The organism is Rhodoferax sp. P1_F3, from assembly GCF_056405715.1.
In genome coordinates this window covers 252,065-266,955 of the sequence record NZ_JBFUBO010000006.1, presented here as the reverse complement: position 1 = coordinate 266,955, position 14,891 = coordinate 252,065, and the positions used below count along the sequence as shown (strand labels likewise).

The following is a 14,891-nucleotide window of genomic DNA, read 5'->3' as shown; positions in this document are numbered from 1 at the left end:
AGCCCTGGCGTGGGGGCGTCGTCAGAGGGTTACGCACCAGGGAGCCTGGTTGTGCACCAGACCCATCCACAAAGCCCAAGCCGAGCTGGCTGCCAAAGCCGCCCCGGCCAGACGTACGCCCCACTGCCCGTCCCCCAGTTGTCCGCCACGCAAGCGTAGCCACAGCCAAGGCCCCAGCAACATGGTCACCGAGGTGCCGGCGGCAAACAGCGCCATCACACCGGCGCCCGCCAGCACATCCCCCGCCAGTGCAGCCACCAGCAGCGCGGAATACAGCAAACCACAGGGCAACAAGGCCCACAGCATGCCCAGAAACAGGGGCGCACCCCGGCCCCAGCGCAGGCCCAGGCTGCGGGTATGCCGCCACACCGCACCAGCGCCCGCCTGTAGCCACAGCGGCTGACGCGCCTGCCACAGCAGCAGCAAGCCCAGCACCAGCGCGGCCACATGCACCATGGACCACACGGGGCGCAGCGCAGCACTTTGCACCGTGAGCCAGCCCAGGCCCTGCATAGAACCAGCTGCCAGCGCGCCCAAAGCTGAGTAGCCCAGTACACGGCCGAGTTGAAAGCCCAGAAGTGCAGACGTCTGGCGCGGGCCGGCCGCCTGCCCGATGCCGGCACAGGCCGCTCCACACATGGCCACGCAGTGGGGACCGCCCACCAGGCCCATCATCAGGGCGGTGAGCGCCAGAGAAGCTTGCATCCGACGATGCTAAATGATCTTGGAAAAGCGGGCTCGGGTACGGTCCGTCTGCAGGTACTTGTCAAACACCATGGCCACCGCACGCACAAAGAACCAGCCCTGTGCGGTGACCTGGATGCCGCTGGCATCCACCGTCACCAGGCCCTGCTCTACCAGTGTCTCCAGGGCTTTCATTTCGGCGGCAAAGTAGCTTTTGAACTCCACCAGAAAGGCCAGATTGATGGACTCGAACTGCAGCTGGCCCTGGCACATCAGCGCCATGATGACAGCGCGGCGCACCAAGTCATCGCGCGTCACGGCCAAGCCGCGCACCACGGGGAAACGTCCCTGGTCCAGGTAGTCGTAGTACTCGTCCAGCGTCTTGGCGTTTTGGCTGTAGGTAGCGCCAATGCGACCAATGGCAGACACGCCCAGTGCGATCAGGTCGCAATCGGGCTGGGTGCTGTAGCCCTGAAAGTTGCGGTGCAGCCGCCCTTGCCGCTTGGCCACGGCCAGCGCGTCTTGGGGCAAGGCAAAGTGGTCCATGCCCACATAGACATAGCCCGCCCCCATGAAGGCCGCCAACGAGCGCGAGAGCATGGACACCTTGGAGGCTGCGCTGGGCAAGGTGACGGTGGCAATGCGCCGCTGAGGCTTGAAGCGCTCGGGCAAATGGGCGTAGGCATACAGGGCGATGCGGTCGGGGCGCAGCTGGTTGACCTGCGCCAGCGTGCGGTCGAACGACTCGGGGCTTTGCTGCGGCAGGCCGTAAATCAAATCAACATTGATGGACTCAAAGCCACGGGCCCGGGCGGCCTCTACCAACGCAAACACCTGCTCGGCCGGTTGCACCCGGTGCACCGCCTTTTGCACGGTGGGGTCAAAGTCCTGCACACCAAAGCTCAGGCGGTTGAAGCCCAGTTCGGCCAGGGTGTCCAGGCGCCGTGCGTCAATCGTGCGCGGGTCCACTTCGATGGAATACTCGCCACCAGGTGCGAGATTGAAGTTGCGCCGCAACATGCCCATGAGCTCGCGCAGCTCGTCATCATTCAAAAAAGTAGGGCTGCCGCCGCCCAAATGCAACTGGCTGACAGCCTGTCCGCGGCCAATGAGGGCCGTATGCAGGTCCACCTCGCGGCTCAGGTAGCGCAGATAGGGCGCGGCGCGGTCATGGTGTTTGGTGATGATTTTGTTGCAGGCGCAGTAGTAGCACAGCGACTCGCAAAACGGAATGTGCACATACAGGGACAGCGCCAGCGCCAGCGCCGCGGCCCCGCTACGGCGTTGTGACAGTGCCTGCGCATAGTCATCGGCCGTAAAAGCCTCCACAAAGCGGTCTGCGGTAGGGTACGAGGTGTAACGCGGCCCTGAAACGTCAAAACGGGTCAACAATCCTTCGGGTACAGAGGTGGGTTCGGCGACAGCGTTCATGAATGCTCCATCTAACGCAGCAACTGTGACGCAAACCGCGAAGCGTGACCTTGATCCAAATCAAGCCGCCCGCGCTTGGCTAGGCGGATAATTGACTTGCATCAGGGGAATACCATGTTTGAAACAACTATGCGGACCGGAAAACCAGGCGAGGCCCAAACGCCGATCGCCATTACGCCTGTGTCTACGGCGCCTCTGAGCCCGCAGACCATCAAAGTGGCGTGCTCCAACTGCAATTTGCGCGAGCTGTGCATGCCCTTGGGCCTGAGCCCCAGCGAGCTGGACCGCATTGACGACGTGGTGGCCAGCCGGCGCAAGGTCAAACGCGGCGACACCCTGTTTCGCAGTGGAGAGCGCTTTACCAGCCTGTACGCCATTCGCACCGGCTTCTTCAAAACCTGCGTGGCCTCGGAAGATGGCCGCGACCAGGTGACTGGCTTTCAAATGGCGGGTGAAGTCATTGGGCTGGATGGCATCGTGAACGAGCGCCACAGTTGCGATGCAGTTGCGCTGGAAGATGCAGAGGTCTGCGTCATGCCGTTTGACCGCATTGAAGAACTCTCACGCGAAGTAAACGCGCTACAGCGCCATGTGCACAAGATCATGAGCCGCGAGATCGTGCGCGAGAACGGGGTCATGTTGCTGCTGGGCAGCATGCGGGCCGAGGAGCGTCTGGCGGCATTTTTGCTGAACCTGGTGCAGCGCCTGCATGCACGGGGCTTTTCACAGTCGGAATTGGTCTTGCGCATGACACGCGAGGAAATCGGCAGCTACCTGGGTCTGAAGTTGGAGACCGTAAGCCGCACCTTTTCCAAGTTTGTGGACGACGGCATTGTGGAGGTGAAGCAGCGCCACGTGCGCATTCTCAACACCGATGCACTCAAGGACATCGTCAATCCCAAGATCTGCAGCTGATCTTTATTCTTCGTTGATCTCGGCAGCACTCAGGCTGAGTACCGCGGTGAGTATGCTGGAGACCGACGTCACGGCCCAGAACGTGAAAAAAAACAAGGTGTAGACGCCCTTGCGTGAGAGTTCCAGGGGAAGACCCAGCCACTGCAAATCCTGTGGGTCTATCAGTGCGAACACCAGTATCTCCAGCACGCAAGCCATCAAAAAGGCCGGCCAGACAATGGCCATCCATTTGCCGCGCATAGAACTCCTTTCGCGCACCCCGGTCAGGGCGCTTTGGGCACCATGACGGGATCTACCACCCCAGTCGCCGCATGGTTACGCGCCTGCATGGCAGGCGCCAGACTTTGCGGAGCATCCGACAAGGTACGGTTGATCTCCACGCCCTTTTGGTAGTAGTTCTCATCGACCAGTGGGTCGGTTCCCACCGCCGCAAGGTAGAAGGTGAAGAAGCTCGCGATCACCACGGTCAATGGCCCAGACACCACCAGCCACACATGACCAAATTGCCACCAGGGGCGCGAATCAATTGTTGCGGAATCGGACATAAAAATCTCCTTAACGGGGAACAATAAACACGGATTTTTCGGTAACCTGGGCACCGCCCTGCTCTGCGGTCACCGTGAAATGGAAGGGGTGCGAGCCAGCCGCAGCACCTTCATAAGGCAGTTGCACGCGCACGGCAACCCAGCGCGACTGGGTGGCGTCAATCTCAATCGCGGGCTCAGACGCCACCGCCAGCCCGGGCAGCCCTTCCACCGCGATTGCAAAGCGCTGTTGGGTTTCAGCGGCGTTCATCACTTGCAGACGGAACACATTTTCAATACGACCACCAGGAGCGATGCGGGCCAGCGCACCGCGGTCCCGCTCTACATCCACCTTGAAGGCGGGCCGCAGGTACAAACTCACCAGCATGGCCACCACCACTGCCCCCAAAATTCCGGTGTACACCAGCACGCGCGGGCGAAGCACATGGCGCAAGGTCTGGGCCGGGGTCCAATGCTGGCTCACAGCGTTTTGGGTGGAATATTTCACCAACCCCCGGGGGTAGCCCATCTTGTCCATGACCGTATCGCACACATCGGCGCAGGCACCACAGCCTATGCATTCGTATTGCAGCCCCTTGCGGATGTCGATGCCCGTGGGGCACACCTGAACGCACAGACTGCAGTCCACACAGGCCCCCAGGTTCAGGGCCGCAGGGTCGGCCTTTTTAGACCGTGCGCCACGCGGCTCACCACGCTCCTGGTCGTAGGTGACCACCAGCGTGTCTTTGTCAAACATGGCGCTTTGGAAACGCGCATACGGGCACATGTATTTGCACACCTGCTCGCGCAGGAAGCCGGCATTGCCATAGGTGGCAAAGCCATAAAACAGCACCCAGAAAATCTCCCATGGACCCAAAGTCAACGCCAGCACTTCACTGGACAGCGTGTGGATGGGTGTGAAGTAGCCTACAAAGGTAAAGCCGGTCCACAGTGCCACACCGATCCACAGGCACTGCTTGGCCGTTTTGCGCAGCAGTTTTTCGGGAGTCCACGGTCCGGCATCGCGGCGCATGCGGACCGAGCGGTCACCTTCGGTGAGTTTTTCCAGCCAGAGAAAGATTTCGGTGTAGACCGTTTGCGGGCAGGCATAACCACACCACAGCCGCCCCGCTACCGCAGTAAACAGAAACAAGCCTAGCGCGGAGATGACCAGCAAGCCCGTGAGGTACACGAAGTCTTGCGGGTACAGCACCAGGTTGAATATGAAGAATCGTCGCGCACCCAAGTCAAACAACACGGCCTGGCGCTGGCCCCACTCCAGCCACGGCAGGCCGTAGAAGACCAGTTGGGTCAAGAACACACAGGCCCAACGCCAGCGTGAGAAAAAACCCGTCACGCTACGCGGGTAGATTTTCTTGTGCGCCTCGTACAGCGCCACCATCTCCGCATCGGCCCCTTCAGGGGGCGCAATTGGCCCCTTGTCAGGCGACACGGCGATGGGGATCACCTTGTTGTGCGGGGCGTTGGTAGAAGTGTTCAAGTGGGTTCCCGACACCAGCCCTTACTTCGCTGCAGCGCCGTTGGACAGGCCCCAGACGTAGGAGGCCAGCACTTGGATCTGGGCGGTGGTGAGCTTGTCTGCCTGTGCTGGCATCTGGTTCACTTTGCCGTTGTTCACCATGGCGATGATGGCGTTCTCGCCATAGCCATGCAGCCAGATATCGTCGCTGAGGTTGGGGGCACCCAGAGCCTGGTTGCCCTTGCCATCAGGTCCATGGCAAGCAGCGCAGGCCGCGAACTTGGACTTGCCCAATGCAGCGCGCACCGAGTCATGGGGACTGCCCGACAGGCTCAGTACGTAGTTGGCCACGTTCTTCACATCGTCGGGCGTGCCCACAGCCGCAGCCATCGGTGGCATTTGGCCCACACGACCCAGTGTCAGGGTTTCGACGATTTTGTCAGGTGTACCACCGTGCAACCAGTCAGCGTCCGTCAGGTTGGGGAACCCCTTGGAGCCGTGCGCATCAGAGCCGTGGCACTGGGAGCAGTTGTTCATGAACAGTCGCTCGCCAATCGCATGGGCCTGGGGGTCCTTGGCAATGTCTTCGGGCTTCATGGCAGCGAACTTGGCATACAGGGGGGCAACTTCCTGGTTGCCCTTGTCTACCTCCGCCTGGTACTGGCCCGCCTGGGTCCAACCCAGCTTGCCTGCAAAGTTGCCCAGGCCCGGGTACAAGGCTAGGTACACCAGCGCAAACACAATGGTGATGACGAACAGCCACACCCACCAGCGGGGCAGCGGGTTGTTCATCTCGCGCAGGTCACCGTCCCACACGTGGCCGGTGGTGTTGTCGTTCGCGGTCATGGCCTTGGCTTTGCCGCTGAACCACAGCAGCAACAGGCAGGCCACGATGCCAATCACCGTGATGGCGGCCACATAAACAGACCAGAAGTTGTTGGTAAAGTCACTCATCTTGATTCCTTGTTCGGGTCAGTCCTGCTCGAAAGGCAGGTTGGCAGCTTCGTCAAAATCCGCAGACCGCTTGCGCGACCACGCCCACCAGACGATGCCAATGAACACCGCAAAACTGACCACCGTGGTCAACGAGCGCAGGGTATTGATATCCATGTTGTGCTCCTGGTCGGTTACTTGAGGGCCAGGCCCAGGGACTGCAGGAAGGCGATGGTCGCTTCCAATTCAGTCTTGCCTTTGACATCCGCACTGGCCTTGGCAATTTCTTCGTCCGTGTAGGGCACACCAACCTTGCGCAGGGCCGTCATGTGGCTGGGCAGGCTGTCAGCGTCCACCAGAGTCTTCTCCAGCCAGGGGTAGGCCGGCATGTTGGACTCAGGTACCAGGTCACGCGGGTTGGTCAGGTGGATGCGGTGCCATTCATCGCTGTACTTGCCACCCACACGGGCCAGGTCGGGGCCGGTGCGCTTGCTGCCCCACTGGAAGGGGTGGTCATACACCGACTCGCCTGCCACCGAGTAGTGGCCGTAGCGAAGCGTCTCAGCACGGAAAGGGCGAATCATCTGCGAGTGGCAGTTGTAGCAGCCTTCACGGGTGTAGATGTCACGCCCGGCCAGTTGCAGTGCGGTGTAGGGCTTGATGCCCTTGATAGGCTCGGTGGTGGATTTCTGGAAGAACAAGGGCACGATTTCCACCATGCCGCCTACCAGCAGCACCAGCAGGATCAGCACAATCATCAGAAAGTTGTTGGTCTCGATCTTCTCGTGCGAGATACCGGATTTGGGTGTTGGGTTTGTCATGTGAATAGCCTCTCAAGCGTGTGCGACGGCTGCAGGAATGTTGACGGCCACAGCACGCCCCGCGGTCGCGGTCTTCAGCGTGTTCCACAGCATGATCAGCATGCCGCCCAGATAGAGCAGACCGCCCAGCAAGCGCAAAACATAGAAGGGATAGGTTGCCTTGACCGATTCCACAAAGGTGTAGGTCAACGTTCCATCGGGGTTGATGGCGCGCCACATCAGGCCCTGCATCACACCGGCAATCCACATGGCAGCGATATAGATCACGATGCCGATGGTGGCGGTCCAGAAGTGCAGCTCGATCGCTTTGACGCTGTACATCTGCTTCTGGCCGAACAGGCGAGGAATCAGGTAGTACATGGAACCCATGGTCACCAGACCCACCCAGCCCAGGGCGCCGGAGTGCACGTGGCCAATGGTCCAGTCGGTGTAGTGGCTCAGCGCGTTCACGGTCTTGATGGACATCATGGGGCCCTCGAACGTGGACATGCCGTAGAAGGACAGGGACACGATCAGGAAACGCAGGATGGGGTCATCGCGCAGCTTGTGCCATGCACCGCTCAGGGTCATGATGCCGTTGATCATGCCGCCCCAGCTGGGCGCCAACAGGATCAGGGAGAACACCATGCCGACCGACTGGGTCCAGTCAGGCAATGCGGTGTAGTGCAGGTGGTGAGGACCCGCCCACATGTAGGTGAAGATCAGCGCCCAGAAGTGGACGATGGACAGGCGGTAGCTGTACACAGGGCGCTCAGCCTGCTTGGGAATGAAGTAATACATCATGCCCAGGAAGCCCGCGGTGAGGAAGAAGCCCACGGCATTGTGGCCGTACCACCACTGCACCATGGCATCCTGAACACCGGCGTAGGCGGAGTAGCTCTTCATCCAGCCGGCAGGAATCGCTGCACTGTTGACCAGATGCAGGATGGCCACCGCCAGAATGAAGGCACCAAAGAACCAGTTGGCCACGTAGATGTGCTTGACCTTGCGGGTGCCAATGGTGCCGAAGAACACGATGGCAAACGACACCCAGACCAGGGTGATCAAGATATCGATGGGCCACTCCAGCTCTGCGTATTCCTTGCCCTGCGTGTAACCCAGTGGCAGGGAAATGGCGGCGGCCAGAATGACCAGTTGCCAGCCCCAGAACGTGAAGGCCGCCAGCTTGTCGCCGAACAGCCGGACCTGGCAGGTTCGCTGCGCCACGTAGTAAGCCGATGCAAAAAGACCGCAACCGCCGAACGCAAAAATCACCGCGTTTGTATGCAAGGGACGCAAGCGCCCGTAGGTCAGCCAGGGAATACCGAAGTTCAGTTCGGGCCAGGCGAGCTGAGCGGCGATGATCACCCCCACCAGCATGCCGACCACGCCCCACACCACGGTCATGATGGCGAATTGGCGCACAACGGTATCGTTGTACACGGTCGCCTGTTGATTTGGAAATGCCATTTGTACCTCTTCTTGGATAACTGCTAAGCGAGTGTCAGTCCGGGCGCCGGTGCCTGGGTTGACCCATATCAACCGCGGGCCATAAAACCCGCACACGATTCAAGGGTCGCGCAGAATGCGCTCCCCTTCGGACTCAATGTCCTCGAACTGCCCCCGGTCGATGGCCCACCACAACCCTCCCAGGATGAAGAAGACCAGCACCACAGACAACGGAATCAGCAAATACAAAATGTCCATCAAGCCCCCTGCTGTGCGACGGTTGTCAGCGTTGTGGTGTCACGGCTCAGACGCAAGGCGTTGAGCACCACTACCAGTGAACTGCTGGCCATGCCCAGCCCAGCCAGCCAGGCGGGCAACCAGCCCACCACGGCCAGTGGCACACAGGCCGCGTTGTAGAGCAGCGCCCACCAGAGGTTTTGCCGCACCACCTGCAGGGTCTTGCGGGCCAGCTGGACCGCCAGCACCACCTGCTGCAGGCTGCCGCCGAGCAGCACAAAGTCAGAACGCGCCTGGGCCAGCGGCACGGCATTGCCAAACGCAAACGAGACATGGGCACCGGCCAGCACCGGCCCGTCATTGAGCCCGTCGCCCACCATGGCCACCTTGTGGCCCGCGCGCTGCAACTGCTGCAAATAGGCCAGCTTGTCGGCGGGGGAACAGCCACCCTGCGCCTGCGCAATGCCCAGCCGACTTGCTACCTGCGCCACCGACGCCATGCGGTCACCTGACAGCAGGTGAACCGCAATACCCTGCGTCTGCAGGGCCTGCACCACCGCCACGGCCTCGGTGCGCAGGTCTTCATCCAAATCAAAGGTGGCAAGCCAACCCTGCGTATCGCTCAGGTACACCTGCAGGCCGGTCTGGCCCGGCGCGGGATTGCTGACTTGGCAAAACACGGCGGTGCCCAATCGCAGCAGACTGCCCTGCCCGGTTGTGTCTATCCCGGTACCAACCACCACCCCCTGCACGCCCTGGCCCACAAACTCCTCTGCGGCGGCACAGGTCCAGCGATGAGCCCGTCCTGCCTGACCTGCCGCGGCCACCAGTGCCCGCGAAGCCGGATGCAAGGAGTGTTGCGCCACGGCGCCGGCCATGTCCAGCGCATCATCCCGCGAGACTCCGGCGCGGGTATGCACGGCATGCAGGCCCATGGCCTCACGCGTCAGGGTGCCGGTTTTGTCAAACACCACGGTGTCCACTGCTGCCAGTGCCTCCAGCGCCGGCAACCTGCGCACCATCAGACCAGCGCGGGCCAGGCGGCCCGCCGCCGCCAGCATGGCCGCCGGTGTGGCCAGCGACAGTGCGCACGGACAGGTCACCACCAGCACCGCCACGGCTACCATCAGCGCATGGCCGGGGTCACGCCCCCACCACCAGGCACAGGCCAACACAGCCGCCACCAGCACCGCCAATAAAAAAGGTTTGGCCAGACGGTCCGCCAGCAACGCACCCTGTGGCTTGGTGGTGGAGGCGCTGTCCATCAACGCCACGATCTGCGCAAACCGCGTCCCCTCGCCCACCTGTTGCACCCGCACCAGCACCGTGGCATGCAGGTTGTGGCTGCCCGCCACTACCCCAGAACCAACACCGCGCGGCAATGCGCGCGACTCGCCGGACAGAAGCGCCTCGTCCACCAGCGTCTGGCCCTGCTCGACCACGCCGTCGGCGGCAAAGGCCTGGCCAGCCTGCACACGGATCAAGTCGCCTATCTGCAGGCGGCGCACCGCTACAGGCATAAAACTGCCATCTGCCGTCTGGCGCTCCACACTGTCGGGCAGGCGGTTCATCAGCGCCTCCAGCGCGCCCGCCGTACGGTCCCGCAGGCGCAGTTCCAGCCAGCGACCGGTCAGCAGAAAAAACACAAACATGGTCAGCGAGTCAAAGTAGACCTCGCGACCAAACAGGCCTTGCGGGTCAAAGGTACCTGCGGTGCTGACGGCGAAGGTGATGGCCATGCCCAGGGCCACGGGCAGGTCCATGCTGATGCGCGCGTGCACGATGTCCTGCAAGGCGCTCTTGAAGAACGGGCCGCAGGAAAACAGAATGACCGGCAGCGTCAGCACCCACGAGGCCCAGCGCAGCAGCTGTTCCATCTCGGCTGTCAGGTCGCCGGGCTGGGCAATGTAGGCGGGCCACGCGTACATCATCACCTGCATCATGCACAGGCCTGCCACCAGCCAGCGCCACAGCGCCTGGCGCGAGGCTACGCGGCGGCGTTCGCTGGCAAACACATCGTTGGCAGGCACGGCGCGATACCCCGCACGCTGCACGGCCTGCATCCAGCGGGATGGCAGCACTGCCGACGCCGACCACACCACGCGCGCACGCTGGCTGGCGGCGCTGACGTGCGCACTGAGCACACCGGGCACCTGGCGCAGGGCGTCTTCCACTGTCAGCGAGCAGGCTGCGCAGTGCATGCCTTCGATCACCACGCTGGACTCCCACTGGTCTGGCATCTGGGCGTTGGCCCGGCTAAAGGCGCTCCACTCCTGCGGGTCGTCCAGCAAAGCCAGCACGCCGGGGGCATGCGGCGCAAAAGCGGGACTGGGCAGGGTTGCAACGTTCATGGGATGAAGTGTGCGGGGTTACATGTGTAAAAAGCTTGATACAGATCAAGCGGCCATGTGGAAACCAGCGTAACCTGAAAGCCTCTTACCTACAAGGAGCCTTTATGTACCAACGCATCCTCGTCGCTACCGATGGCACCTCCCTGTCTGACAAGGCTGTCAGCAGTGCCATCGACCTGGCCGCCCTGTGCGGCGCAGAACTGGTCGCACTGCAGGTGGTGCATCGTTACCCGCAGGCCTACTTTGATGGCGGCATTGCGCTTGAATCTGCAGACGTGCAGCGCGTCGAAAAAAGCTGGGCCGACGCCGCCCAGGTGGTGGTGGACGCTGTGCAAAAAGCGGCCCTGGCCAAGGGGGTTAAAGCCCAGGCCCTGGTGGTGCGCGGCGAAGTCGTGTCAGATGCGCTGCTGGCAGCGGCCAAGCAGCAACACTGCGACCTGATCGTGATGGCTTCGCACGGGCGGCGCGGCTTGCAGCGCCTGCTGCTGGGCAGCGAGACCCAGCACGTACTCACGCACAGCCACATTCCTGTCCTGGTTTTGCGATAAATCGAGCCCTAGCCCCCGAATATCCTTCCTTGAATGCTACAAGATCGATAGCAACTTCGACTCGCCATCGTCGGCATGCAGGGCGCGCACTGCCGTGATGTCGTCCCAGGCATTAAGGAAGCTTTGCACGCAACGGGGGTCGAAATGGGTACCGGCGCCTGCGGTGAGAAAGTCCACCGCCTCCTCCAGCGTCCAGGCTTTTTTGTAGGGGCGCTCGGAGGTCAGCGCATCAAACACATCGGCCACCGCCACGATGCGGCTGAACAGCGGAATGGCCTCGCCCTTGAGGCCCTGGGGGTACCCGCTACCGTCAAACTTTTCGTGGTGGCCTAGCGCAATCTCCGCCCCCGTTTGCAGAACGCGCGAGGCACTACCTTGCAGGAGCTCGTACCCGTAGACCGCGTGCTGCTTCATGATGACAAACTCCGCCTCCGTCAGCCGTCCGGGCTTGAGCAAGATGCTGTCAGCAATGCCCACTTTGCCCAGGTCGTGCATGGGCGCCGCTTCCAGCAGCAGGTCCTGGTCGGCCTCGGTCATGCCCAGCCCCTTGGCAATCAATCTGGAGTAATGCGCCATGCGTGAGATATGGGCACCGGTCTCGGGGTCGCGAAACTCGGCAGCGCGCGAGAGGCGCATGACCGTATCACGCTCACGCGCCAAAATCTCGGCCGTGGCTTTCTGTACCTCGTCCGCCAGCCAGGCTGCCCGGTCGGCCAGCTTGGTACGTGCATCGCTGAGGATCAGCAGGTTCTTGGCGCGCGCCAGAAACTCCACCTTGTCGAGCGGTTTGGCCATGAAGTCGTTGGCCCCAGCGTCCAGCGCGCGGTACCGCACGGGCTTTTGGTCACTGGCGGTCACCATCATGATGGGGGCAATGTCGCAGCCCGGAATGCTGCGAAAACGGCGGATGAACTCCAGACCGTCCATGCCATCCATGGTGTAGTCCACGACCACCAGGTCGACCGGCGTGCGCTCACACCAGGCCAAGGCTTCGGAGGGGTTTGCAAAAGGAACGGCCCGGCAGTCCCCCAGTTTTTCCACCAGCTCGCTCAGCAAGGCCAGGGTGGCGGGGGTGTCGTCAACGATGAGTGCGTGCTGCATGACCAAAATATGACAAAGTTCTGGCTACTGTAGTCGACGCAGGCCCGCCCCCTCTTTTAGCCTGCGCGGTATTGCTCCCGCAGCAGGTTTTTTTGCACCTTGCCCATGGCATTGCGCGGCAGCTCGGCCACGACAACGCAGCGCTTGGGTACCTTGAAGTTGGCCAGCATGGATTTCAGCGTGGCAACCACCTGTGTGGGGTCTACCGTGGCGCCCGCGAGCGGCACGACCACGGCCACGCCCACCTCGCCAAAGTCGGCATCCGGCACGCCCACCACGGCGCTCTCGGCCACGCCTGGCAGGTTGTTGATGTAGCCCTCGATCTCGGCCGGGTAGACGTTGTAACCGCCACTGATGATCAGGTCCTTGCTGCGACCCACGATAGTTACATAGCCTTGAGCATCCACGCGCCCCACGTCACCGGTCTTGAAGAAACCATCGGCCGTGAATTCCTGTGCAGTCTTCTCGGGCATCTGCCAGTAGCCCTGGAACACATTGGGCCCGCGCACCTCAATGCCACCGGTGTCACCCTGGGGCAAATCCTTGCCCGCTTCGTCCCGCACGCGCAGTTGCACACCGGGCAAAGGCTTGCCCACGCTGCCCACCTTGCGTTCACCGTCCGAAGCACGGCCGGGGTTGGAGGTCAGCATCACGGTTTCGGACATGCCGTAGCGCTCCAGAATCGTGTGGCCGGTGCGGGCCTGCCACTGGTGGTGCGTGTCCACCAACATGGGCGCGGAGCCGGAAACAAACAGGCGCATGTTCTTTGTCACCTGGGCGGTGAGCCCGGCCTCGGCCAGCAGGCGCACATAGAGCGTGGGTACCCCCATGAACACGGTGGCGCGCGGGAAATGCTGCAGCACCACCTTGGGGTCGAACTTGGCACACCAGACCATCTTGCTGCCGTTGATGAGCGCACCGTGAATGGCAACAAACAGACCGTGCACATGGAAGATGGGCAGCGCGTGGATCAGCACGTCACCGGGCTGCCAGTCCCAGTAGGTCTGCAGCACACGTGCGTTGCTCAGCATGTTGCCGTGGCTCAGCATGGCACCTTTGCTGCGGCCCGTGGTGCCACTGGTGTAGATGATGGCGGCCAGGTCATTGGCATCGCGGTGGGCGATGGTGTGGGTGGTGGGGAACTGGCTGGCGCGGTCCAACAGCGAACCGGTGCGGTCATCGTTGAGCGTGAACACATGGCTGGTGCCGGCCAGAAAGGCCATCTTGCTGACCCAGCCAAAGTTGCGCCCGCTGCACACCACGACTGCGGGCTTGGCGTCTTCGATGAAGTAAGCCATCTCCGCACTCTGGTAGGCGGTGTTGAGCGGCAGGTAGACCAGGCCGGCACGCAGCGTGGCGAGGTACAGCACCAGCGCCTCCACGGATTTTTCTACCTGCACGGCAATGCGCGCGCCCTTGGGCAGTTCCAGAAACTCCAGCAGGTTGGCCACCATGGCGGTGGCTTGGTCCAGATCGCGCCAGCTGTAGTAAAGGCCGCTGTCGGTTTCGACAGCGCAGGCGCTCAGGTCGTGGGGAAAGGCGGCGCGCAGCGCTGCGAACAGGTTGGCGTTGTCGAGTTGGGGGGCCATGGTTGGATCTCGGGTATCTGGTTTAAAACTGCGGCTGGCGCTTGGCCAGAAAGGCGGCAATGCCTTCGCGGTGCTCGGCGCTGTCGGCATAGGCGTAAGCGGTAGCCGTCAGGTCTGCTATGGAATCAGGAGCTACTGGCGCACTATCTACGGGGGATAGAGACCTATTTTGTGCTTGAAGTGCCCGCAAGGTCTGCTTATTCATGCGCGCCGCCAGCGGGGCCAAGCTGGCCACGCGCTGCGCCAGTGCCTGGCTGTGTATGGCCACATCGGCGTCGTGGTGTACCTGCAGCAGAAAGCCGCGTGCCAGCATGGCGGGGGCGTCAAACACCTCGGCTGCCAACAGCATGGCGCGCGCCACGGTGCTGCCCGCGGCCTGCGCCACCAGCGCGGCCTCGCGCGGCGCCATCGGAAAACCCAGGCGTGCGATCGGGGCGCCAAAGCGGGCCGAGTGGCCAGCCATGCGCAGGTCGCAGCAGCTGGCGATCTCTACGCCCGCGCCCATGCAGTTGCCCTCGATCTGCGCGACGATGGGCACATCACAGTCCAGCAGGGCCTGCAGGCCGCCCCACACCTCGTCCTCGTGGAACTGGCGCAGCTCGGCCTCGTTGAAGCGAAAGCTGGGGTACTCGGCAATGTCGCCACCGGCGCAGAAGTGGCCACCCTCCCCGCGCAGAAGCACGCAGCGTGCCTCCCGGTCGGCCTGGATGGCGGTGAAGACCACTTTCAGTTCGCGCCACATGGCGCGTGACATGGCGTTGAACTTACCGGGGTGCGACAGCGTGATGCTGACCACGCCCCGCCCTTCGCCCATACCCTGCGCTACGTGGATGCTTTCCGCCATGCCTG

The 14,891-nt window shown here is 62.3% G+C and carries 16 protein-coding genes; 2 read left to right on the top strand and 14 right to left on the bottom strand.

The features are described from left to right. Window positions 1-21: 21 nt before the first annotated feature. A complete protein-coding gene (locus AC1DZ5_RS12055; RefSeq protein WP_477889307.1) occupies window positions 22-705 on the bottom strand; it encodes a sulfite exporter TauE/SafE family protein in 684 nt (227 codons plus the stop codon). A 9-nt stretch (window positions 706-714) separates the two neighbouring features. Beyond that, window positions 715-2,115 (bottom strand): oxygen-independent coproporphyrinogen III oxidase, encoded by a 1,401-nt coding sequence (hemN, locus tag AC1DZ5_RS12050; RefSeq protein WP_477889305.1) that lies wholly within the window; start codon window positions 2,113-2,115, stop codon window positions 715-717. 195 nt (window positions 2,116-2,310) lie between these two features. Between hemN and fnr the strand changes: the two genes are divergently transcribed. Further along, window positions 2,311-3,030, top strand: coding sequence for a fumarate/nitrate reduction transcriptional regulator Fnr (gene fnr / locus AC1DZ5_RS12045; RefSeq protein WP_477889514.1), 720 nt, complete (start codon window positions 2,311-2,313; stop codon window positions 3,028-3,030). Between the two features lie 3 nt (window positions 3,031-3,033). Here the strand turns inward: fnr and AC1DZ5_RS12040 are convergent, their stop codons facing one another. The 9 genes from AC1DZ5_RS12040 to AC1DZ5_RS12000 all read right to left on the bottom strand — a co-directional run bounded on the left by AC1DZ5_RS12040 (window position 3,034) and on the right by AC1DZ5_RS12000 (window position 10,804). After that, window positions 3,034-3,270, bottom strand: coding sequence for a hypothetical protein (locus tag AC1DZ5_RS12040; RefSeq protein WP_477889303.1), 237 nt, complete (start codon window positions 3,268-3,270; stop codon window positions 3,034-3,036). Window positions 3,271-3,293: 23 nt separating this feature from the next. Then, window positions 3,294-3,575 (bottom strand): FixH family protein, encoded by a 282-nt coding sequence (locus tag AC1DZ5_RS12035; RefSeq protein ID WP_477889301.1) that lies wholly within the window; start codon window positions 3,573-3,575, stop codon window positions 3,294-3,296. 10 nt (window positions 3,576-3,585) lie between these two features. Next, window positions 3,586-5,055, bottom strand: coding sequence for a cytochrome c oxidase accessory protein CcoG (gene ccoG, locus AC1DZ5_RS12030; protein ID WP_477889299.1), 1,470 nt, complete (start codon window positions 5,053-5,055; stop codon window positions 3,586-3,588). A gap of 21 nt (window positions 5,056-5,076) precedes the next feature. Then, window positions 5,077-5,988, bottom strand: coding sequence for a cytochrome-c oxidase, cbb3-type subunit III (gene ccoP / locus AC1DZ5_RS12025; RefSeq protein ID WP_477889297.1), 912 nt, complete (start codon window positions 5,986-5,988; stop codon window positions 5,077-5,079). Between the two features lie 18 nt (window positions 5,989-6,006). Further along, window positions 6,007-6,144 carry a cbb3-type cytochrome oxidase subunit 3 gene (locus AC1DZ5_RS12020; protein WP_477889295.1) on the bottom strand — a complete coding sequence of 46 codons (138 nt, stop codon included), beginning with the start codon at window positions 6,142-6,144 and terminating at the stop codon, window positions 6,007-6,009. Between the two features lie 17 nt (window positions 6,145-6,161). After that, window positions 6,162-6,788, bottom strand: coding sequence for a cytochrome-c oxidase, cbb3-type subunit II (ccoO, locus tag AC1DZ5_RS12015; RefSeq protein ID WP_477889293.1), 627 nt, complete (start codon window positions 6,786-6,788; stop codon window positions 6,162-6,164). A gap of 12 nt (window positions 6,789-6,800) precedes the next feature. Beyond that, complete coding sequence (ccoN, locus tag AC1DZ5_RS12010; protein ID WP_310345865.1) at window positions 6,801-8,237, bottom strand: cytochrome-c oxidase, cbb3-type subunit I; 1,437 nt, start codon at window positions 8,235-8,237, stop codon at window positions 6,801-6,803. A gap of 99 nt (window positions 8,238-8,336) precedes the next feature. After that, window positions 8,337-8,474, bottom strand: coding sequence for a cbb3-type cytochrome oxidase assembly protein CcoS (ccoS, locus tag AC1DZ5_RS12005; RefSeq protein WP_094478692.1), 138 nt, complete (start codon window positions 8,472-8,474; stop codon window positions 8,337-8,339). Continuing rightward, on the bottom strand, window positions 8,474-10,804 hold the full coding sequence (locus AC1DZ5_RS12000) for a heavy metal translocating P-type ATPase (RefSeq protein WP_477889290.1): 2,331 nt from the start codon (window positions 10,802-10,804) through the stop codon (window positions 8,474-8,476). Before AC1DZ5_RS12000 ends, ccoS begins: the two co-directional genes overlap by 1 nt. 104 nt (window positions 10,805-10,908) lie before the next feature. On the opposite strand from AC1DZ5_RS12000, the gene AC1DZ5_RS11995 reads away from it, so the two are divergent. Continuing rightward, window positions 10,909-11,352, top strand: coding sequence for a universal stress protein (locus AC1DZ5_RS11995; protein ID WP_477889288.1), 444 nt, complete (start codon window positions 10,909-10,911; stop codon window positions 11,350-11,352). Window positions 11,353-11,388: 36 nt separating this feature from the next. Here the strand turns inward: AC1DZ5_RS11995 and AC1DZ5_RS11990 are convergent, their stop codons facing one another. Genes AC1DZ5_RS11990 through AC1DZ5_RS11980 form a run of 3 tightly spaced genes read right to left on the bottom strand, consistent with a single transcriptional unit; the run spans window position 11,389 to window position 14,886 of the window. After that, the gene (locus AC1DZ5_RS11990) at window positions 11,389-12,453 is read right to left on the bottom strand and encodes an HD domain-containing phosphohydrolase (RefSeq protein WP_477889286.1); all 1,065 of its coding nucleotides are present in this window, start codon (window positions 12,451-12,453) and stop codon (window positions 11,389-11,391) included. 56 nt (window positions 12,454-12,509) lie between these two features. Further along, window positions 12,510-14,042: a malonate--CoA ligase gene (locus tag AC1DZ5_RS11985; protein ID WP_477889284.1), complete on the bottom strand. Its 1,533-nt coding sequence runs from the start codon at window positions 14,040-14,042 to the stop codon at window positions 12,510-12,512. A 22-nt stretch (window positions 14,043-14,064) separates the two neighbouring features. Continuing rightward, window positions 14,065-14,886, bottom strand: a complete 822-nt coding sequence (locus AC1DZ5_RS11980; protein WP_477889282.1) for an enoyl-CoA hydratase/isomerase family protein — start codon at window positions 14,884-14,886, stop codon at window positions 14,065-14,067. Window positions 14,887-14,891 lie beyond the last annotated feature (5 nt).

Excerpts from the sequence above, each read along its gene's own strand:
- AC1DZ5_RS12055 (WP_477889307.1), bottom strand. The coding sequence starts at position 705 with ATGCAAGCTTCTCTGGCGCTCACCGCCCTGATGATGGGCCTGGTGGGC.
- AC1DZ5_RS11990 (WP_477889286.1), bottom strand. The coding sequence starts at position 12,453 with ATGCAGCACGCACTCATCGTTGACGACACCCCCGCCACCCTGGCCTTG.
- AC1DZ5_RS12020 (WP_477889295.1), bottom strand. The coding sequence starts at position 6,144 with ATGGATATCAATACCCTGCGCTCGTTGACCACGGTGGTCAGTTTTGCG.
- ccoO (WP_477889293.1), bottom strand. The coding sequence starts at position 6,788 with ATGACAAACCCAACACCCAAATCCGGTATCTCGCACGAGAAGATCGAG.
- AC1DZ5_RS11980 (WP_477889282.1), bottom strand. The coding sequence starts at position 14,886 with ATGGCGGAAAGCATCCACGTAGCGCAGGGTATGGGCGAAGGGCGGGGC.
- ccoS (WP_094478692.1), bottom strand. The coding sequence starts at position 8,474 with ATGGACATTTTGTATTTGCTGATTCCGTTGTCTGTGGTGCTGGTCTTC.
- hemN (WP_477889305.1), bottom strand. The coding sequence starts at position 2,115 with ATGAACGCTGTCGCCGAACCCACCTCTGTACCCGAAGGATTGTTGACC.
- ccoN (WP_310345865.1), bottom strand. The coding sequence starts at position 8,237 with ATGGCATTTCCAAATCAACAGGCGACCGTGTACAACGATACCGTTGTG.
- AC1DZ5_RS11995 (WP_477889288.1), top strand. The coding sequence starts at position 10,909 with ATGTACCAACGCATCCTCGTCGCTACCGATGGCACCTCCCTGTCTGAC.
- AC1DZ5_RS11985 (WP_477889284.1), bottom strand. The coding sequence starts at position 14,042 with ATGGCCCCCCAACTCGACAACGCCAACCTGTTCGCAGCGCTGCGCGCC.
- AC1DZ5_RS12000 (WP_477889290.1), bottom strand. The coding sequence starts at position 10,804 with ATGAACGTTGCAACCCTGCCCAGTCCCGCTTTTGCGCCGCATGCCCCC.
- AC1DZ5_RS12040 (WP_477889303.1), bottom strand. The coding sequence starts at position 3,270 with ATGCGCGGCAAATGGATGGCCATTGTCTGGCCGGCCTTTTTGATGGCT.
- AC1DZ5_RS12035 (WP_477889301.1), bottom strand. The coding sequence starts at position 3,575 with ATGTCCGATTCCGCAACAATTGATTCGCGCCCCTGGTGGCAATTTGGT.
- ccoP (WP_477889297.1), bottom strand. The coding sequence starts at position 5,988 with ATGAGTGACTTTACCAACAACTTCTGGTCTGTTTATGTGGCCGCCATC.